Source organism: Bacillus solitudinis, assembly GCF_002797395.1.
Classification (GTDB): domain Bacteria; phylum Bacillota; class Bacilli; order Bacillales; family Bacillaceae_D; genus Halalkalibacter_A; species Halalkalibacter_A solitudinis.
On the sequence record NZ_KZ454943.1, the window covers coordinates 2,285,496 to 2,302,145 of the forward strand.

A 16,650-nucleotide genomic window follows, 5' to 3' on the forward strand; every position below is an offset into this window, starting at 1 on the left:
AACACCATTACAAGATTGGGTAAGAGCCTATAAAACCCAAGGGATGGAAGGATTAAAGCAAAGAAAAGTGAAGGAAGCTTATTCTATTCAATTTAAATTAGATACGATACAATTTATGCTACACACAGGTGCTTCTTATCAGGAAACTGCTGATCAATTTAGATTGAACAATCCTTCATTAATTCACCGCTGGATGAAAACATTTAATGAACAAGGAATAGAAGGCCTAAACCTAAAGTCAAAGGGGCGACCTTGTATGTCTAAAAAACCAAACAAAAAGAAAAACGAAAATAAAAAGCTGACGCGTGAAGAAGAATTAGAACGAGAGAATGAATTACTAAGGCTAGAAGTCGCATACTTAAAAAAGTTGAGAGCTTTTCGGGAAAATCCGAGTGCCTTCCACGAAAAGCACAAGCAAAGGTCGCATTCGAACTCAAAGAAGAAGGTTTCCCATTAAAAGATGTTCTCGTTGTCGTGGGCATCCCAGAAGCAACTTATCATTACCAAGTGAAAAATTTTGGCAAAGAAGATTCGGACGCAAACTTAAAAGAAATCATTACAGATCTATTTAAAAAGTTTCATGAACGTTATGGTTATAAACGAATCACTGATGAATTAAAGAAATTAGGTCATTCCATCAACCATAAAAAAGTGTATCGCCTCATGCGAGAATTGGGATTAAAATGTGTGAAATTTATGCGGAAATCCCGTAAATACAATTCCTATAAGGGGAACGTTGGAAAAGTAGCGAAGAACCGATTATCACGCCGTTTTAGTACACCTATTCCTCTTCAAAAATTAGTAACCGATATTACAGAATTCAAATGTCTAGGCGAAGAGAAGTTATATTTGAATCCGATTCTTGACCTTTATAACGGAGAAATTATGGCGTATGAAATTAGGAAACGTCCCACGTTAGATCTTGTCATGGAACCTTTAAAAGAAACGATAGAGATAATAAAGAATCGTGCAACCTATCGAACCACCATCCATTCTGATCAAGGCTGGCATTACCAGCACAACCAATGGGTGAGGACATTAAAGAAGAATAAAGTATTCCAAAGCATGTCACATAAAGCAACCTGCGCAGACAACGCTTCAATGGAAAATTTCTTTGGGATTTTAAAGCAAGAAATGTATTATGGGGAAGAATTAGTAAGCTATGAAGAATATATCTATTGGTACAACCACGAAAGATCAAAAGACAAACTGGCAGGATTGAGCCCAGTTGAATACCGAACTCAATCCTGCCAATCAGCTGCATAATAAAACTCTAACTTTTAGGGGTAAGCACCGTTCGCCTAAGCGAACATGCTCTTTTTTAGAGATATGACGTTTTCATCAAGGAACGGAAGGGTTTTTTCATAGCCACGATGCTTTAGTTCGGTCACACTAATATCTGAAATGAGCGCTTCAACTTCTTGTTTGAATGGTGCTGTCACAAAGCCTTCATTTATTTCACAAAGTCTCGACAAATAGTGGATGGTATCGGTTAACAACGTTTTTCGGGCCACGTTGTTTTCGAGTTGACAAATTAATTTATGCTCTAGACCTTGCATCAGAGCTATTTCATCGACATGAATTAAAAACTGTTCTCCATCTGTTGTTATAAAACCAATTGAATGATAATGCCCGTTCGTAAGTTCTAAACTAGTGAAAACAGGAAATGAAAATTCCTCTCCAGAACGTAAGCGAAGAACTTTTGCTTCAACCGCACCGCCAATTTTACGCTTATTTGTAACGACCGTATGAATATCCTTTAGCGCATGGATAATCACTTTTTTCATAGTGCTGTCCTCCTTGGAATCCGATATCTATATCTTATGCCTATTCGAGATTAATTATCATTAGTATATCGTATAATGATAATCATTGTCAATTAAAAACATTGCTTTTTTAACACTGAATAATGTACCAATTTGTGAAAAAAAGCATATAGATAACCGAATAAAAAATCGGTAAGAACCATTGTTATCAGTGAAAATGCATACAAATATTTCGGGGACTCATATGGGTTTGAGACTATTGGGATTTGGGAGTTGAATTCTCATGAAGAAGGAACCCCTGGTCAAATCGCTCGTGTTGTCGATTTAATTCAAGACAAAAAGATTCCAGCCGTTTTTGTTGAAACAACGGTTGACCAACGTTATATGGAGACTGTTTCTAGAAATGCGGGCGTAGAAATTTCAGGAGAAGTCTACACCGACGCGGTCGGTCTAGAAGGTAGCGGGGCAGAAACATATATTAAGATGATGGAGTATAATGTTAATGTTTTTGTTAATGGTTTAAAGTAAGAAGGAAGGGTGCCTGTAAGGGAGAAATAACCTTATAGGCACCTTTTTATGTTAATCGATATTAAAGAAAACGATTAATAATCCCAAAAAAGACAAGGATACCAAAGCCCACCCATAGTATAAGAGTCAACCGCTTGCGGTTTTTTCTTTGCTGGTTCCAACGATTAGGGTTAAATGTGGGAGTGCCCGTGTCACGAACCTGCACGTGACTATGCATTGAAAACGACTTAATACCAATAAGTAGAATGGGTGCAATAGCAGCCCCTGCGATTAAACCAAAAAGATGAGCTATAATATTAATGTTGGAATTTACAAAGGTCATCACAAGACCGATAATTACAATAGTTATAACAAGTTGTGAGTTTGCACGATCGATTAAATCTTTACGATTCATAACGATGTAAACGTAAGCACCAAGCAACCCAAATATTGCTCCTGATGCACCGAGGTGCTGCGAGTAGGAAATTCCTTCAAGAAAGAAGGTTGCAATATTTGCAATAATCCCCGCAAGCAAATATAAAATAATAAATTTCATTTTACCGAGCATTCGCTCTAGTGCTGGACCAAAAATGACAAGTGAAAAGGAGTTGAAAAGTACGTGGCCTATACCAATATGCATAAAAATCGGTGTAACAAGTCGCCAATATTCACCGTATGCGACGGCTAGGTTAAAGCCAATCCCTAGCTGTGCAATGATGGTCCCTCCCGGAAGAAAGTTCATCCAAATAAATAGGATAAAATGAATAGCAACAAGAACTGTAATAACAGGATAATTACGCCTAAAGGAGTAAAAGCTTTCATTTCGAATAAACATCAGTTACCTCCTAGTATTGCGCTAGGATGAAAAGCCTAGCTGCTACGTTAAGTACATAATAGTATAGCAAATAAAGTGATGAATGGTCTTTAAAATAGCTTACGACGGTTTAAAAAAAATATGATTTTGCAAGTCAGGAGGAATTTACGATGATTATTGGGATTGGGATTGATATTGTAGAAATACAGCGAGTTGAAAAACTAGCAAAAAAGCAATCACGTTTTGTTGAAAGAATTCTTACTGACAAAGAACAAAGTATGTATAATAATTACTCCCCAAATAGAAAAATTGAGTTTTTAGCGGGACGTTTTGCGGCAAAAGAAGCTTTTGTAAAAGCTGTAGGTACAGGAATCTCGAGGGAATACAGTTGGCAGGATATTGAAATTTTGAGTGATGAGAGAGGTAAGCCATTGTTATTAGCTACAGTTGAGGGTTCTGTACATCTTTCAATTTCACATAGTGAATCTTATGCCGTAGCACAAGTAATTATTGAACGCTTGTCAAGCTAGTCTGCATATTGCCCGAAGTTGTCTCATATAGTTGTAGTGCGGATGGGAGAGTAGACACCATTCAAGTGGGTCAGGTCTAATTACACTATAAGGATTAAGAAACGAATTAAGAAATGCTCTTTGCTAGTCGTAGCATTTTCAGTGAGTTTCTTGACTGAACTATGTGTAAAGCCGTCTCTTGAAGGAGTCATCTCTTCTCTGGCGTCAAATGAGACAGAGGGGTGAAAGGATGAAAAAATTTAGTTGGTTCGTAGCCCTCGGGTTATTAGTATCGATTGTACTCGTGGGGTGTGGAGAAAAAACGCAAGAGGATATCATTAATGATTTGGATGAAAAGTTAACCGAAATGGCTGGCTATAAGGCTGATGCAACAATGACACTAGAAACAGGTAAGGAACCACAAGTGTACGATGTGAATGTTTGGTTTCAACGTGAAAGTTACTACCGGGTAGCTTTAACGAATCAGAACAAAGACCAAAGCCAAATTATACTACGTAATGATGATGGTGTATTTGTCTTAACACCTGCATTAAACAAAAGCTTCCGTTTCCAAAGTGATTGGCCAACAAACAGCAGTCAAGTATATTTGTATGAGTCGCTTATCCATGATATTTTAATGGATCCAGAACGCACGTTTACAGCCACTGACAACGAATATGTGTTTCAAACGAATACAAATTATCAGAACAAAAATTTAAGTGCACAAGAAATTACTTTAAACAAAAAAGACCTTTCACCAATTCAGGTAAAAATTATGAACACAGATTTAGATGTTCTAGTCCAATTGGATTTTACATCATTTGAACTGGATCCGAGCTTTAATGAAGGCGATTTTGACATGGAACGTAATATGACTGGTGCACAAATGGAAGCAGAACCGACTTTAGCCGAGCCAACAGAGCCGATGCAAGTTCTCTATCCGATGTATACACCTCAAGGTACGCAGCTCGAATTGTCACAAAATATTGCATCTGAGAATGGCGATCGTGTTGTCATGCAATATAAAGGTGAGCAGTCATTTACGCTTATTCAAGAACAAAGCCAAGTTGTACCAGCTTCAACACCAATGAACATGAGTCAAGGGGAACCGGTTGATTTAGGATTTACAGTTGGTGTTATGACAGATGAGTCCATTATGTGGTCAAACGATGGTGTTGACTTCCTCTTAGCTTCTTCTGAACTTGATGCGGAAGAAATGATGGCAATTGCTCGTTCGGTCTACGGGACAGAAGAAAAGTAGAAATTACTTTTTTTGAAGCTCAGCTTGTAATTGATGCTGAGCTTTTTTTTGTAAAAAAAAAAGAAAGCATAAAAAAGAATAATTTTCCGTTCGAGGCTCACCCTATATTTCATGGATGAAATTAGGCATATTGACAACAGTTAGAGAGGAAATCATAATCTAAGCAAGAATGTAGAATGTTTGGATGGTGATTGGGGAACATGATTTCATTTTATCGTGATACTTGGGTAGAAGTTGATTTAAATGCAATAGAGCACAATGTAAAGTCTGTACGATCACTTTATAAGAAGCAAGAAATGAATGTTATGGCTGTTGTGAAGGCTAATGGATATGGTCATGGTGCAATTGAGGTAGCGAAAGTGGCTTTAAGTGCAGGAGCCACACATTTAGGAGTAGCTCTTTTAGATGAAGCGATCGAGTTAAGAATGGCGGGCATTTCCGCCCCGATTTTAGTTTTGGGTAGAGTTAGACCTGAAGACGTATCTTGGGCAATACAGTATAATGTTACGCTTACAGTTTTTCAACTTGACTGGATAAAAGCTGCAGAACGGTTCCTGAAGTCAACTGAAAAGCTGTCATTGCACGTTAAATTCGATACGGGGATGGGACGAATTGGACTGCGAGATAAAATAGAAGCAGAACAATTATTTCAGTTCGTGAAGGATTCTCGGTTCTTTCATGTAGAAGGGGTCTTTACTCACTTTGCAACGGCAGATGAATTAGACTTAGATTATTTTGATATACAGCATAGACAGTTTTTAAACATTTTAGACTGGTTAAAAGAGTGGGGGGTTTCATTAAAATACATTCACTGCGCTAATAGTGCAACCGGTTTGAGGTTTCCTCACCGAAGCTTTAATATGTTACGGCTCGGTATCTCTATGTATGGACTCACGCCTTCTATAGATATCAAAGGGCTTTTACCGATAGAATTAAAACAAGCGTTCTCCTTAAAAAGTAAACTTGTTCATGTAAAAAAGTTACCTGCTGGTGAGAAGATTAGCTACGGGGCAACGTATGAAACTGAAGAGGAAGAATGGATTGGAACAATACCAATTGGTTATGGAGATGGTTGGATACGTGCGAACAGTACAGCTGGTGGGGAGGTTATTATAAACGGGGAGAAAGTTCCTTTTGTGGGCAGAATTTGTATGGACCAATGTATGGTCCGTTTAAATGGAGAACTTAAAAACGGTACTTCTGTAACATTAATTGGTACGGATGGCGAAGCGACGATTACGATGGATGATGTAGCTAAAAGGCTTGACACGATAAATTATGAAATTCCTTGTGTGATTGGTGCGAGAGTTCCCCGAGTATATAAATATAAACGAATGATTGAAAAGTAGGAAATCAGGTCCAGAAGACCTTTGCAATTCAGTGTTCATAGTGCTATGATTATTTTTGGATATAAAAAAGTGATGAAATTCAAGTCGTTGGTGAATGCCGGGGGTGGATGTTTGTGTCAGAACAGAACACAAAGCGAATTGTAGTAAGCTTACCACAACATTTATTGAACGAGGTGGACGGTGTGATTAAGCAAGAGAACGTTGACCGAAGCGAATTTATTTCAAATGCAACGAAAATGTACCTTCGCGAGCGTAAAAAGTCTCAAATTCGCGAAACGATGCAGCAAGGTTATATGGAGATGGCAAAAATTAACTTGAATCTTGCTTCAGAAGCTTTTCTTGCCGAGGAGGAAGCAGAGAATACCCTCGATCGCTTAGTGAGTGGGGTGTAGCGTTTGATTGTTAAAAGAGGCGACGTATATTTTGCGGATCTCTCACCTGTTGTAGGTTCAGAGCAAGGCGGGGTTCGTCCTGTACTCGTTATACAAAATGATATTGGCAACCGGTTTAGCCCTACTGTAATTGTAGCTGCAATTACAGCACAAATTCAAAAGGCGAAATTGCCGACTCATGTTGAAATCAACGCAAAACGTTACGGTTTTGACCGTGATTCGGTGATTTTGCTTGAGCAGGTTCGGACCATTGACAAGCAGAGATTAACTGATAAAATTACTCATTTAGATGATGATATGATGAATCGTGTAAATGATGCTTTATTTATTAGCTTAGGATTAATTGATTTTTAATAGTTAAGATGAACTTCGTAGTTATACGAAGTTTTTTTGTTTAATTAATTAGAGCAGTTTCTAAACTCCTGCAACTGCATCAATCTTTTGTACGCACCAAACGTATGTCCTCTTGTTTTTAGGAGTTATGTCTTAGAGGTGTGGCACCTTATTTGTGTTGATTCAAATACCCTTTGTGCAGGCGAAAGTACTCGTTTTTTGTATGGGGGGATAAAAGCAACTTCTATAATTTCTTTATTATCAAAATGATGAGAATTGCAACAAGTAGCAAGTCGTGGAATAATAAGAAAGATGAACTTTGACTGGAGGAGCAAATATGCAACCATATATCGTTTCATTTATAAATGAACATCGTGAAACACTGATGGGTCGTTGGGAAAAAGAACTCATTGAGGTAGGCCAAGAAAGTTATTTAAAACCAATTGCAAATACGGTCTTTGAAAATATGAATCATGAGTTTATGTATTTTATTTTTGATAACGTAGCACTTAAACAGGACCAAGCAAATGAGCAATTAAGTGCTTTTGCGGATCGCTATATTCAAAGCGGTTGGCCTTTAGCTTATTTTACAAAAGGTCTTCAAGTCTTTAGACGGGTGATGTTAGCGACTATAGCAGAAAGTCAAGATGATGTTAGACAAATACTTGCCTTCTTTACTGACTTAGAGGCTTGGATTGATGGGATTATAAACCAACTTGTCAATGATTATACAGGCACGTGGGAAGATATTATTGAGATGCAGAAACTTTCTCTCCTTGAACTTTCTGCGCCGTTAATCCCTGTTTTTGAAGGAATTACGGTAATGCCACTTATTGGAACGATTGATACGGCGCGTGCGAAACTTATTATGGAGAACTTGCTAGAAGGGGTCATTACACATCGCTCGCATGTCGTCTTAATTGATATTACAGGCGTACCAGTAGTTGATACAATGGTTGCTCATCATATTATTCAAGCTTCAGAAGCAGTGCGATTAGTTGGCGCAACGTGTATTTTAGTAGGTATTCGTCCTGAAATCGCACAGACTATTGTCAATTTAGGGATTGACTTAGGTAGGTTTCCCACAAAGAGTACGTTGCGTAAAGGGATGGCAACTGCGCTTGAGATGACCAATAAAAAAATGATTGATTTGTAAATCAGGAGGTTATCATGAGAATTCCAATATTAAAATTACGTCAATATCTATTGATTAGTATACAAGTAGATTTAGATGATCAGACGGCCCTGCAATTTCAGGAAGACTTGTTAAATAAAATTCATAGCGAGGGTTCTTCGGGTGTAGTTATTGATTTAACGTCTGTTGAAATGATCGACTCATTTATTGCGAAAGTCTTAGGTGATGTGGTAGATATGTCTAACCTAATGGGAGCAAAGGTTGTTCTAACTGGTATACAACCAGCCGTTGCAATTACTTTAATTGACATGGGTATTACTCTTCATTCTGTACCCACGGCATTAGATTTAGAACAAGGTCTAGATAAACTGCAACAGGAACTGGAGGGATAAAGATGACAATCCAATCCTGTGTGGAAGTCAAGAATGAATGGGGAATTGTAGCAGCAAGGCAAGCGGGTAGAACCCTATCAAAAGAAATTGGCTTCGGGAGTGTAGACCAGGCTCGAATTACAACGGCAATTTCAGAGTTAGCTAGAAATATATATTTATATGCCAAGCAAGGTGAAATTTGCTTAGAAGTGGTTGAGTCGAATAGTAAAGTTGGTATCAAAAAGGGTATAAAAATTATAGCGCAGGATAAAGGGCCCGGTATCCCAGATTTGCGACAAGTGATGGTAGATGGATTTACAACATCGAATGGATTAGGAGCAGGACTTCCAGGTGTAAAGCGTTTAATGGATGAATTTTCAATCGATTCTCATGTAGGTGAAGGGACGGCTATTACGACAACGAAATGGCTCCGGTAAAGGAGGGCTTATGTGAAATATTCAATTGAGAATGCAGAAGAAGCGTACAAGTATATACTCAAAACATTTATTAACTCAAAAAGCGAAGAAGGACTATATGAAGCCGAACAATTTAGTAGAATGATGCTAGAGAATTTAGTTTCGCCTGAGGAGTATGTAAATATTCATCGTTCTGTGCTCGAAGAACTGTATCCTGCACTTCCAGAGGGTGTCCAAGATTCATTTGAATTACTACTGGAGGTAATGATAGGCTACGGACTTGCTTACCGGGAGCATCAAAGTCTACGTGATCGGCAAAGAGAATTGGAGTCAGAGATTGATGTTGCCGCAAACATGCAACAGACTTTACTTCCAACGGAGATTCCAACAGTTGATGGATTGGATATTGGTGTGATTAGCATTCCGGCAAATAAAATGAGTGGCGATTACTATCATTTTGTTAAGGATGATAACAACTGTATTGGTATAGCCATTGCGGACATTATCGGTAAAGGTGTACCTGCCGCTCTTTGTATGTCTATGATTAAGTATGCAATGGATAGTTTACCTGAACAGCGCTTACAACCGGGTGCTCTTCTCGAAAACTTAAACCGTGTGGTCGAGCAGAATGTTGATGATAGTATGTTCATTACGATGATGTATGGTTCCTACGATCCAAGGGCTCATGAGTTTAACTACTCTGGCGCGGGTCATGAACCTGGCTTTTATTATTCAGCGCAAGAGGAACAGTTTGAAGATTTACTTACTAAAGGACTTGTGCTTGGGATTTCTCGTAAAACAAAGTTTAGAGAGTATCATAGAAAAGTAAAACCGGGGGACTTTATCGTGTTACTTTCAGATGGAGTGACAGAAGGTAGGGTCGATGACCAATTTATTGAACGAGAGGAAATTACCCAATTAATCCGGGAGTATATGCACTTACCTGCACAAGAAGTAGTCAAGTCTGTTTATGATGAATTAGCAAAATTACAAGATTTTTCATTAAAAGATGATTTCACCTTGATGATTTTGCGAAGAGAAGTTTAAAAGTACTAGGCAAGTGGTATGTATATATTATTAAGCTAGTTTGAGTAGGAGGAAGTTGTATGAATTTACAGATTCATCAGGAACAAGAGGGTACAATGGAGAACGTTTATTTAGAAGGGGAAATTGATACTTATACAGCACCAAAGTTACGTGAAGTGCTAATTCCTCTTGCGGAGAAAGAGGGTCAACGTATTACTGTTGATTTGTCAAACGTTCAATATATTGATAGTACGGGACTTGGGATTTTCATTGGTGTGTTTAAAGCGACACATCAACATGGGAGTTCTTTACAGTTAACTGGTTTATCGGATCGAATTAAACGTTTATTTACAATTACAGGACTAGATGAGGTTATAGATATTGATGCTGGGAAAAGGGAGGAAGCAAAATGAATCTTCATCAAGCAGACCACATCAAGATGAGTATCCCTGCAAAGCCAGAATATGTTGGGGTTGTACGTTTGACTGCTTCTGGAATTGCGAATCGTCTTGGTTTTACGTATGACGACATTGAAGACATCAAGATTGCTGTGGCAGAAGCTTGTACAAACGTAGTGACTCATGCTTATGAGGAAGAGGGCGTGATTTCGGTGTCTTTCCATCTTTATAATGACCGGATGGAAATTGTTATTGCAGATAAAGGGCAAAGCTTTGATATAGACGGGATTCGAGAACGATTAGGTCCAGTAGATGCAAGGCTGCCTGTGGGTGACCTAAAAGAAGGTGGACTAGGTTTATTTCTAATTAACACACTAATGGACAAAGTTGAAATTACTGACGAGTCAGGCGTTGTATTAATGATGACAAAGTTCCTTCTAGGAGATGAGGTGGAGCAAAGTGTCAACGAGTTCTCTTCCGCACAAACAGAATAAAGATGATGTGTATGAATGGATTAAACATTACCAAACTTATCAAGATGATGAAACCCAATTAAAATTAGTTCAACATTATGAATCACTAGTTCGTGCCTTGGCGCGAAAGTTTTCAAAAGGGCGAGAGTATGACGAGGATTTATTTCAAGTTGGGATGGTAGGTTTGTTGGCTGCGTTAAAAAGGTTTGATGATGAGTTTGGTCGTAGTTTTGAATCATTTGCAGTTCCGACAATTGTAGGGGAAATTAAGCGTTTTATTCGCGACAAGACGTGGAGTGTTCATGTCCCTAGAAGAATTAAAGAGCTTGGCCCAAAAATTAAAAAAGCGGTTGAAGCATTAACCATTGAATTGCAACGGTCACCACAAGTTAATGAAATTTCAGAGTATCTAAACGTTTCCGTTGAAGAGGTTCTCGAAACAATGGAAATGAGCAAAAGCTATCAAGCATTATCTGTTGATCGTACATTAGATGCGGACCAAGAAGGTGGGGAAGTAACGCTTCTCGACTTAGTGGGGAATGAAGATGATGGCTTTGAGAAAGCTGATCAACAAATGCTTCTTCAAAAAGCGTTTAGCGTCTTAAATGAACGTGAGAAGCAAATTCTTCATTATACGTATTTTGAAAATTTAAGCCAAAAAGAGACCGGTGAAATGCTAAATATCTCACAAATGCACGTATCTCGTTTACAAAGACGGGCCCTAGAAAAACTACGAGAGTCAATAAGGATAGAGCCATCGGAGATTTTATGATGATTAAGCATTATTCGTACGACCAGATAGAAATTGCTGCATATCAAGAAGCGAAATCTGGTAAAGCCTTTTGTGGAGATGCTCATCTGGTTATAAAAACAGAAGAATATCTTGTATGTGCAGTTATTGATGGATTAGGAAGTGGGGAATGGGCTAATCATTCAGCTGAGGCTGCGATGAGTATCATTAAAGACACACACGATAAATCCGTCGAAGAAATTGTACAGGCTTGTAACCTGAAGATGGTGAATAAACGAGGTGTAGTTTTAACGATAGTGAAAGTTGATTTTGAGAGACAAGAGCTTTGGTATTGCAATGTGGGGAATATTGGGTTTGTACTCTATCAACCGGATAAAACAATGGTGCAACCATTTCCGGTTCGTGGCTATTTATCTGGGCGCATGCAAAAAGTATCAAGTACTTGCTATCGGTTTCAACCTGGGAGTGCGTTTGTGATGTATTCAGATGGTGTGGTTGTTAGGCCCTCAAATAAAATGATGTTAACTATGAATTCTCCGTCTTCACAAATTGATAAATTTGTTGAAGTTTATGGCCGAGAAGCAAAAGACGATATCACTTTAGTTATAGGACAATTTAGATAAGTTTCTCTTTATAGAGGCTTATTTTTTTTGGCTTTTACCAAGGATGTATTGTGATTTAGGAGGTAAATCCTAAACATGGAGAGAATGAAACAAGATAAGATTTGTGCTATGATCAGGGGAGTATTATTGTAGGGAGTGTGGAAATGATAGAAAACATCCAAGAACAAATGATTGAATCCATTGCAAAAGAGTTAAATATTGCTCAAAAATACATAAAAAGCTTAATTAATCTTGTCGAAGAAGGGAATACTGTACCGTTCATTGCTCGTTATCGAAAAGAGCTAACAGGTGCGTTAAATGAAGTTCAAATCCGAACGGTTGTTGAGAAATGGAATTATGCAAACCAGTTAAGTCATCGAAAAGATGAAGTGATTCGTCTAATTGATGAGCAAGGCAAGTTAACCGAAGAATTAAAAAGTAGTATAGAACTAGCGCAAAAACTGCAAGAGATTGAGGACCTGTATCGCCCATTCAAACAAAAACGTAGAACACGAGCAACTGTTGCAAAAGAAAAGGGATTAGAGCCTTTAGCTAAATGGTTGTTCTCATTACCGAAAGAAGGAGATGTCAAGCGAGAGGCATCTAATTATTTATCTGAAGAGAACGAGTTGAATGACATAGAACAAGTCATGAACGGAGCCCAAGATATAATTGCGGAGTGGGTTTCCGATGATGCGAAGTTACGAAAAATTATTCGTCAGACTGGGTTTCGGGACGGTAGAATGGTCACTATAGTAAAGGACAAAGACAAGGATGAAAAAGGTGTCTTTGAAATGTATTATGAATATGAAGAGGCGATAAAGTCGGTTGTTCCTCACCGCATTTTAGCGATGAACAGAGGGGAAAAGGAAAATATTTTACGAGTTAGTCTTGTCTTTCCGGTAGAAAGACTTCTTTCATTAATTTATAAAAACGTAATTGAACGTAATGGTTCAGTGACTACTCCCTTTGTTGAGGCTGCGATTGAAGATGGGTATAAACGTTTAATTGAACCATCTATTGAAAGAGAAATCCGAAATGAGTTAACCGACAAAGCAGAGGAACAAGCCATTCATATTTTTTCGGAAAATTTACGGCACCTTCTTTTGCAGCCTCCAATGAAAGATAAGGTAGTATTAGGGGTAGATCCGGCTTATCGGACAGGTTGTAAATTAGCTGTTGTTGATGACACTGGTAAAATGAAAGATGTTGCGGTGGTCTACCCTACGCCACCACGAAATGAAACTGAAAAAGCCAAGAATGTAATTAAAGAGCTGATTAAAAAGCATCAAGTGGAAATGATTGCAATTGGGAATGGAACGGCTTCCCGTGAAACGGAGCAATTTATTTCAGATTTAATGAAAGAACTACCAACGTCAGTTTATTATCTAATAGTTAATGAGGCTGGAGCGAGTGTGTATTCTGCTTCTGACCTAGGTCGAGAAGAGTTTCCTCAATTACAGGTGGAAGAAAGAAGTGCTGTTTCGATAGCTAGACGTTTACAAGACCCACTTGCTGAGCTCGTGAAGATTGATCCGAAATCAGTGGGGGTTGGACAATATCAGCATGATGTCGCACAAAAGCGTTTAAACGAACAACTTACATTTGTCGTTGAGATGGTTGTTAATCAAGTGGGAGTGAACGTAAATTCCGCTTCTGTCTCTTTGCTCCAATATGTAGCAGGGCTTTCTAAATCTGTTGCAACAAATATTGTTAAACGTAGAGATGAGGAAGGGCGATTCACTACAAGAGCTCAACTAAAAAAAGTTCCTCGTCTTGGAGCGAAAACTTACGAACAATGTATTGGTTTCTTGCGAATTCAAGGAGCGAAGAATCCTTTAGATGCAACTGCTATTCACCCAGAGGTGTACAAGGAGACAGAGGGTTTGCTAAAACGAGTAGGAGCCACTTTATCGGAAATTGGTACAGAAGAGTTAAAGTCTAAAGTTGCGTCGATTAGTGTTGAGGCATTAGCAAAGGAACTCGAGATTGGTATTCCCACCTTGAAGGATATTATTGACGCTCTTATCCGACCAGGACGTGACCCACGTGATGAAATTGCTAAACCGTTATTAAAAACAGATGTACTCCAGTTAGAAGACTTAAAGCCTGGGATGGAATTGCAAGGTACAGTTAGGAATGTTGTGGACTTTGGAGCGTTTGTTGACATTGGTGTCAAACAGGATGGTCTTGTCCATATTTCGAAACTGACAAATCGTTTTGTGAAACATCCGCTAGAAGTTGTGGGAGTGGGGGAGATTGTAACGATTTGGGTCGAGAATGTTGATTTAAAAAAAGGGCGAGTAGCTTTAACGATGCTTAAACCGGAAAAACAAATTTCTTGATAATCAAGAGAGAAGGAGTTAACGTCTTCTCTCTTGTACTTTTCCCTTTTTTAGATTAGAGCTTTCTTTTAGTCTGTAATAAAACCAACATTGATTAAGAATCTTGACTTGATAGCCATTCTTTTCTGCGTAAGCGCGTCTTAGCTGCTTTCTTAACCAAAGGGGCATGCTTCGCCAACTCCTTGTTTGAGTGTGGTAGTATACTCATTATATGTAGGGGAGTTTGTCAATGTTGTAAGTTTTTTAAGGATTAAGAAAGTATAGTTTTTTTGAAGCAAATGAAGAGGAGCTTTTGAGGTTAAAGCCAGGCGATGGCTACACATACGGTGTGTTTGCTACAAGAAGATCATTTTTAGAGGATTTAAAACCTGGCAGTTGCTCTCAGCATATTGTTTCTAAAAATTTAGGCTAATAGGCATCATTTCTTAAATGAGAGAAGGATTGTTACAATGGAACAAAAAGAACTTCAAAAGTTAGTTGAGGAAATCTCACTTTTCTTCTTCGGACTTCCTTTTTTACATGAGGCCCGGTTTAATTTTCGTCTCCGCACTACGGGGGGGCGCTATCTTTTGAAATCCCATGACCTTGAATTTAATTGGAGACACTATGAGACGTTTGGAATAGATGAACTTATAGGAATTATTAAGCATGAGCTCTGCCACTATCATCTGCATCTACAAGGTAAGGGTTATAAGCATCAAGACGCAGACTTTAAACAATTGCTAGCACAAGTTGGGGGTTTAAGATATTGTCAGGTAAATGAAGAGGCAAGAAATAAAACCTTATCTACACATTGCTATTGCTGTATACAATGTGGCTTGGTTTATAATCGAAAAAGAAAAATTAATTTGAAACGGTATGTTTGTGGAAAGTGCCGTGGAAGATTAAAAAAAATAATTTAAAAAAGTATTGATTTAGAAATGGTCGTTATGATATATTATAGAAGTCGCTGAAAGACAGACGACATAAAAGATAAAAAAGTTGTTGATATCCACTTATATTTCTGATATAATATTTTAAGTCGCAATATTCCACAGTAGCTCAGTGGTAGAGCTATCGGCTGTTAACCGATCGGTCGTAGGTTCGAGTCCTACCTGTGGAGCCATGGAGAAGTACCCAAGTGGCTGAAGGGGCGCCCCTGCTAAGGGTGTAGGTCGTTTACGCGGCGCGAGGGTTCAAATCCCTCCTTCTCCGCCATAATTGTGGCCCGTTGGTCAAGCGGTTAAGACACCGCCCTTTCACGGCGGTATCACGGGTTCGATTCCCGTACGGGTCACCAAATTTCGTTTAAGATTAAGTGTGGAGGATTAGCTCAGCTGGGAGAGCACCTGCCTTACAAGCAGGGGGTCGGCGGTTCGAACCCGTCATCCTCCACCATATAGTTGGTCCGGTAGTTCAGTTGGTTAGAATGCCTGCCTGTCACGCAGGAGGTCGCGGGTTCGAGTCCCGTCCGGACCGCCAATTAATATCATATTTGCGGGTGTGGCGGAATTGGCAGACGCGCTAGACTTAGGATCTAGTGTCTTATGACGTGGGGGTTCAAGTCCCTTCACCCGCATCTTAATAACGTAATTAAGGATAGTTATATATATAGTTAATCGCTTAAGCGGTTGTGGCGGAATGGCAGACGCGCTAGGTTGAGGGCCTAGTGGGGGATAACCCCGTGGAGGTTCGAGTCCTCTCAACCGCACCAAAAATGCGCCCTTAGCTCAGCTGGATAGAGTGTTTGACTACGAATCAAAAGGTCGGGAGTTCGAATCTCTCAGGGCGCGCCAATTTTTATGTTTATATGTATTTTAGTTATCGGGAAGTGGCTCAGCTTGGTAGAGCACCTGGTTTGGGACCAGGGGGTCGCAGGTTCAAATCCTGTCTTCCCGACCATCATGTTTATTATATTATGCGGGTGTAGTTTAGTGGTAAAACCTCAGCCTTCCAAGCTGATGATGTGAGTTCGATTCTCATCACCCGCTCCATTTAAAACTAAATAATTTAATGAAAGTACTTTTTTTATGCCCTTTTACTAGGGGCCTGTAGCTCAGCTGGTTAGAGCGCACGCCTGATAAGCGTGAGGTCGGTGGTTCGAGTCCACTCAGGCCCACCAAAAAAAAGTATTGACACATTAACAAAATGTGTGTTAAGTTATTCAAGTCGCTAAAAACGACAAAAAAGTTCTTTGAAAACTGAACAATAGCCAAGCGAAAA

Annotated in this window: 21 protein-coding genes and 11 tRNA genes; 29 read left to right on the top strand and 3 right to left on the bottom strand. The window is 39.0% G+C overall.

Annotated features, from left to right (window positions below; translation table 11 throughout):
* Both CEF19_RS10950 and CEF19_RS10955 read left to right on the top strand, forming a co-directional pair.
* Positions 1-457, top strand: a 457-nt coding sequence (locus CEF19_RS10950; protein ID WP_198510271.1) for a helix-turn-helix domain-containing protein, incomplete at its 5' end; no start/stop codon positions are given.
* The gene (locus CEF19_RS10955; RefSeq protein ID WP_227522089.1) at positions 355-1,266 is read left to right on the top strand and encodes an IS3 family transposase; all 912 of its coding nucleotides are present in this window, start codon (positions 355-357) and stop codon (positions 1,264-1,266) included. The genes CEF19_RS10950 and CEF19_RS10955, both read left to right, overlap by 103 nt.
* Before the next feature lie 35 nt (positions 1,267-1,301).
* On the opposite strand, the gene CEF19_RS10960 is transcribed toward CEF19_RS10955, so the two are convergent.
* Positions 1,302-1,787 carry a hypothetical protein gene (locus CEF19_RS10960; protein ID WP_100406101.1) on the bottom strand — a complete coding sequence of 162 codons (486 nt, stop codon included), beginning with the start codon at positions 1,785-1,787 and terminating at the stop codon, positions 1,302-1,304.
* A 180-nt stretch (positions 1,788-1,967) separates the two neighbouring features.
* On the opposite strand from CEF19_RS10960, the gene CEF19_RS10965 reads away from it, so the two are divergent.
* Positions 1,968-2,294 carry a metal ABC transporter solute-binding protein, Zn/Mn family gene (locus tag CEF19_RS10965; protein WP_100406102.1) on the top strand — a complete coding sequence of 109 codons (327 nt, stop codon included), beginning with the start codon at positions 1,968-1,970 and terminating at the stop codon, positions 2,292-2,294.
* Between the two features lie 61 nt (positions 2,295-2,355).
* On the opposite strand, the gene CEF19_RS10970 is transcribed toward CEF19_RS10965, so the two are convergent.
* Positions 2,356-3,108, bottom strand: a complete 753-nt coding sequence (locus CEF19_RS10970) for a rhomboid family intramembrane serine protease (RefSeq protein ID WP_100406103.1) — start codon at positions 3,106-3,108, stop codon at positions 2,356-2,358.
* Positions 3,109-3,257: 149 nt separating this feature from the next.
* Here CEF19_RS10970 and acpS point away from each other — a divergent pair, with 149 nt between their 5' ends.
* From acpS to CEF19_RS11040, 14 genes are all read left to right on the top strand, one after another.
* Positions 3,258-3,617, top strand: coding sequence for a holo-ACP synthase (gene acpS, locus CEF19_RS10975; protein ID WP_100406104.1), 360 nt, complete (start codon positions 3,258-3,260; stop codon positions 3,615-3,617).
* Between the two features lie 229 nt (positions 3,618-3,846).
* Positions 3,847-4,857, top strand: coding sequence for a LolA family protein (locus CEF19_RS10980; RefSeq protein ID WP_100406105.1), 1,011 nt, complete (start codon positions 3,847-3,849; stop codon positions 4,855-4,857).
* A 200-nt stretch (positions 4,858-5,057) separates the two neighbouring features.
* Entirely contained in the window at positions 5,058-6,206 is a 1,149-nt protein-coding gene (gene alr, locus CEF19_RS10985; RefSeq protein ID WP_100406106.1) for an alanine racemase, read from the top strand.
* 107 nt (positions 6,207-6,313) lie between these two features.
* On the top strand, positions 6,314-6,598 hold the full coding sequence (locus tag CEF19_RS10990) for a CopG family ribbon-helix-helix protein (protein WP_319830073.1): 285 nt from the start codon (positions 6,314-6,316) through the stop codon (positions 6,596-6,598).
* A gap of 3 nt (positions 6,599-6,601) precedes the next feature.
* Positions 6,602-6,952, top strand: a complete 351-nt coding sequence (locus tag CEF19_RS10995) for a type II toxin-antitoxin system PemK/MazF family toxin (protein ID WP_034631315.1) — start codon at positions 6,602-6,604, stop codon at positions 6,950-6,952.
* A gap of 316 nt (positions 6,953-7,268) precedes the next feature.
* Positions 7,269-8,087: an RsbT co-antagonist protein RsbRA gene (locus tag CEF19_RS11000; protein ID WP_100406108.1), complete on the top strand. Its 819-nt coding sequence runs from the start codon at positions 7,269-7,271 to the stop codon at positions 8,085-8,087.
* 14 nt (positions 8,088-8,101) lie between these two features.
* Positions 8,102-8,458 (top strand): STAS domain-containing protein, encoded by a 357-nt coding sequence (locus CEF19_RS11005; RefSeq protein ID WP_100406109.1) that lies wholly within the window; start codon positions 8,102-8,104, stop codon positions 8,456-8,458.
* A 2-nt stretch (positions 8,459-8,460) separates the two neighbouring features.
* On the top strand, positions 8,461-8,874 hold the full coding sequence (locus tag CEF19_RS11010) for an anti-sigma regulatory factor (protein ID WP_100406110.1): 414 nt from the start codon (positions 8,461-8,463) through the stop codon (positions 8,872-8,874).
* Between the two features lie 12 nt (positions 8,875-8,886).
* On the top strand, positions 8,887-9,900 hold the full coding sequence (locus CEF19_RS11015) for a PP2C family protein-serine/threonine phosphatase (protein WP_100406111.1): 1,014 nt from the start codon (positions 8,887-8,889) through the stop codon (positions 9,898-9,900).
* Positions 9,901-9,959: 59 nt separating this feature from the next.
* The gene (locus CEF19_RS11020) at positions 9,960-10,292 is read left to right on the top strand and encodes an STAS domain-containing protein (RefSeq protein WP_100406112.1); all 333 of its coding nucleotides are present in this window, start codon (positions 9,960-9,962) and stop codon (positions 10,290-10,292) included.
* Positions 10,289-10,771 (top strand): anti-sigma B factor RsbW, encoded by a 483-nt coding sequence (gene rsbW / locus CEF19_RS11025; RefSeq protein ID WP_100406113.1) that lies wholly within the window; start codon positions 10,289-10,291, stop codon positions 10,769-10,771. Before CEF19_RS11020 ends, rsbW begins: the two co-directional genes overlap by 4 nt.
* A complete protein-coding gene (gene sigB / locus CEF19_RS11030) occupies positions 10,737-11,522 on the top strand; it encodes an RNA polymerase sigma factor SigB (RefSeq protein WP_100406114.1) in 786 nt (261 codons plus the stop codon). Before rsbW ends, sigB begins: the two co-directional genes overlap by 35 nt.
* The gene (locus tag CEF19_RS11035; RefSeq protein WP_227521969.1) at positions 11,519-12,124 is read left to right on the top strand and encodes a PP2C family serine/threonine-protein phosphatase; all 606 of its coding nucleotides are present in this window, start codon (positions 11,519-11,521) and stop codon (positions 12,122-12,124) included. The genes sigB and CEF19_RS11035 overlap by 4 nt, the downstream gene beginning before the upstream one ends.
* A 143-nt stretch (positions 12,125-12,267) precedes the next feature.
* A complete protein-coding gene (locus CEF19_RS11040; protein ID WP_100406116.1) occupies positions 12,268-14,448 on the top strand; it encodes a Tex family protein in 2,181 nt (726 codons plus the stop codon).
* 18 nt (positions 14,449-14,466) lie between these two features.
* On the opposite strand, the gene cmpA is transcribed toward CEF19_RS11040, so the two are convergent.
* Entirely contained in the window at positions 14,467-14,616 is a 150-nt protein-coding gene (gene cmpA, locus CEF19_RS11045; protein WP_100406117.1) for a cortex morphogenetic protein CmpA, read from the bottom strand.
* A gap of 281 nt (positions 14,617-14,897) precedes the next feature.
* Here cmpA and CEF19_RS11050 point away from each other — a divergent pair, with 281 nt between their 5' ends.
* The 12 genes from CEF19_RS11050 to CEF19_RS11105 all read left to right on the top strand — a co-directional run bounded on the left by CEF19_RS11050 (position 14,898) and on the right by CEF19_RS11105 (position 16,549).
* Entirely contained in the window at positions 14,898-15,350 is a 453-nt protein-coding gene (locus CEF19_RS11050; protein ID WP_100406118.1) for a SprT family protein, read from the top strand.
* Between the two features lie 128 nt (positions 15,351-15,478).
* A tRNA-Asn gene (locus CEF19_RS11055) sits at positions 15,479-15,553 on the top strand.
* Position 15,554: 1 nt separating this feature from the next.
* Positions 15,555-15,645, top strand: a tRNA-Ser gene (locus tag CEF19_RS11060).
* Between the two features lie 7 nt (positions 15,646-15,652).
* Positions 15,653-15,727: transfer RNA gene (locus tag CEF19_RS11065), tRNA-Glu, on the top strand.
* A gap of 22 nt (positions 15,728-15,749) precedes the next feature.
* A tRNA-Val gene (locus CEF19_RS11070) sits at positions 15,750-15,825 on the top strand.
* Between the two features lie 7 nt (positions 15,826-15,832).
* Positions 15,833-15,909: transfer RNA gene (locus tag CEF19_RS11075), tRNA-Asp, on the top strand.
* Between the two features lie 15 nt (positions 15,910-15,924).
* A tRNA-Leu gene (locus CEF19_RS11080) sits at positions 15,925-16,006 on the top strand.
* Between the two features lie 48 nt (positions 16,007-16,054).
* Positions 16,055-16,141 (top strand) — tRNA-Leu (locus CEF19_RS11085).
* Positions 16,142-16,146: 5 nt separating this feature from the next.
* Positions 16,147-16,223, top strand: a tRNA-Arg gene (locus tag CEF19_RS11090).
* Positions 16,224-16,252: 29 nt separating this feature from the next.
* Positions 16,253-16,329, top strand: a tRNA-Pro gene (locus tag CEF19_RS11095).
* An 18-nt stretch (positions 16,330-16,347) separates the two neighbouring features.
* Positions 16,348-16,421 (top strand) — tRNA-Gly (locus CEF19_RS11100).
* 51 nt (positions 16,422-16,472) lie between these two features.
* Positions 16,473-16,549, top strand: a tRNA-Ile gene (locus tag CEF19_RS11105).
* Positions 16,550-16,650: the final 101 nt, after the last annotated feature.

Coding starts and splice junctions, on each gene's coding strand:
- CEF19_RS11035 (WP_227521969.1), top strand. CDS start 11,519: ATGATGATTAAGCATTATTCGTACGACCAGATAGAAATTGCTGCATAT.
- CEF19_RS10980 (WP_100406105.1), top strand. CDS start 3,847: ATGAAAAAATTTAGTTGGTTCGTAGCCCTCGGGTTATTAGTATCGATT.
- CEF19_RS11050 (WP_100406118.1), top strand. CDS start 14,898: ATGGAACAAAAAGAACTTCAAAAGTTAGTTGAGGAAATCTCACTTTTC.
- CEF19_RS11000 (WP_100406108.1), top strand. CDS start 7,269: ATGCAACCATATATCGTTTCATTTATAAATGAACATCGTGAAACACTG.
- CEF19_RS10990 (WP_319830073.1), top strand. CDS start 6,314: ATGTTTGTGTCAGAACAGAACACAAAGCGAATTGTAGTAAGCTTACCA.
- CEF19_RS10960 (WP_100406101.1), bottom strand. CDS start 1,787: ATGAAAAAAGTGATTATCCATGCGCTAAAGGATATTCATACGGTCGTT.
- CEF19_RS11020 (WP_100406112.1), top strand. CDS start 9,960: ATGAATTTACAGATTCATCAGGAACAAGAGGGTACAATGGAGAACGTT.
- rsbW (WP_100406113.1), top strand. CDS start 10,289: ATGAATCTTCATCAAGCAGACCACATCAAGATGAGTATCCCTGCAAAG.
- acpS (WP_100406104.1), top strand. CDS start 3,258: ATGATTATTGGGATTGGGATTGATATTGTAGAAATACAGCGAGTTGAA.
- cmpA (WP_100406117.1), bottom strand. CDS start 14,616: ATGCCCCTTTGGTTAAGAAAGCAGCTAAGACGCGCTTACGCAGAAAAG.
- alr (WP_100406106.1), top strand. CDS start 5,058: ATGATTTCATTTTATCGTGATACTTGGGTAGAAGTTGATTTAAATGCA.
- CEF19_RS10970 (WP_100406103.1), bottom strand. CDS start 3,108: ATGTTTATTCGAAATGAAAGCTTTTACTCCTTTAGGCGTAATTATCCT.
- CEF19_RS11040 (WP_100406116.1), top strand. CDS start 12,268: ATGATAGAAAACATCCAAGAACAAATGATTGAATCCATTGCAAAAGAG.
- CEF19_RS11010 (WP_100406110.1), top strand. CDS start 8,461: ATGACAATCCAATCCTGTGTGGAAGTCAAGAATGAATGGGGAATTGTA.
- CEF19_RS11005 (WP_100406109.1), top strand. CDS start 8,102: ATGAGAATTCCAATATTAAAATTACGTCAATATCTATTGATTAGTATA.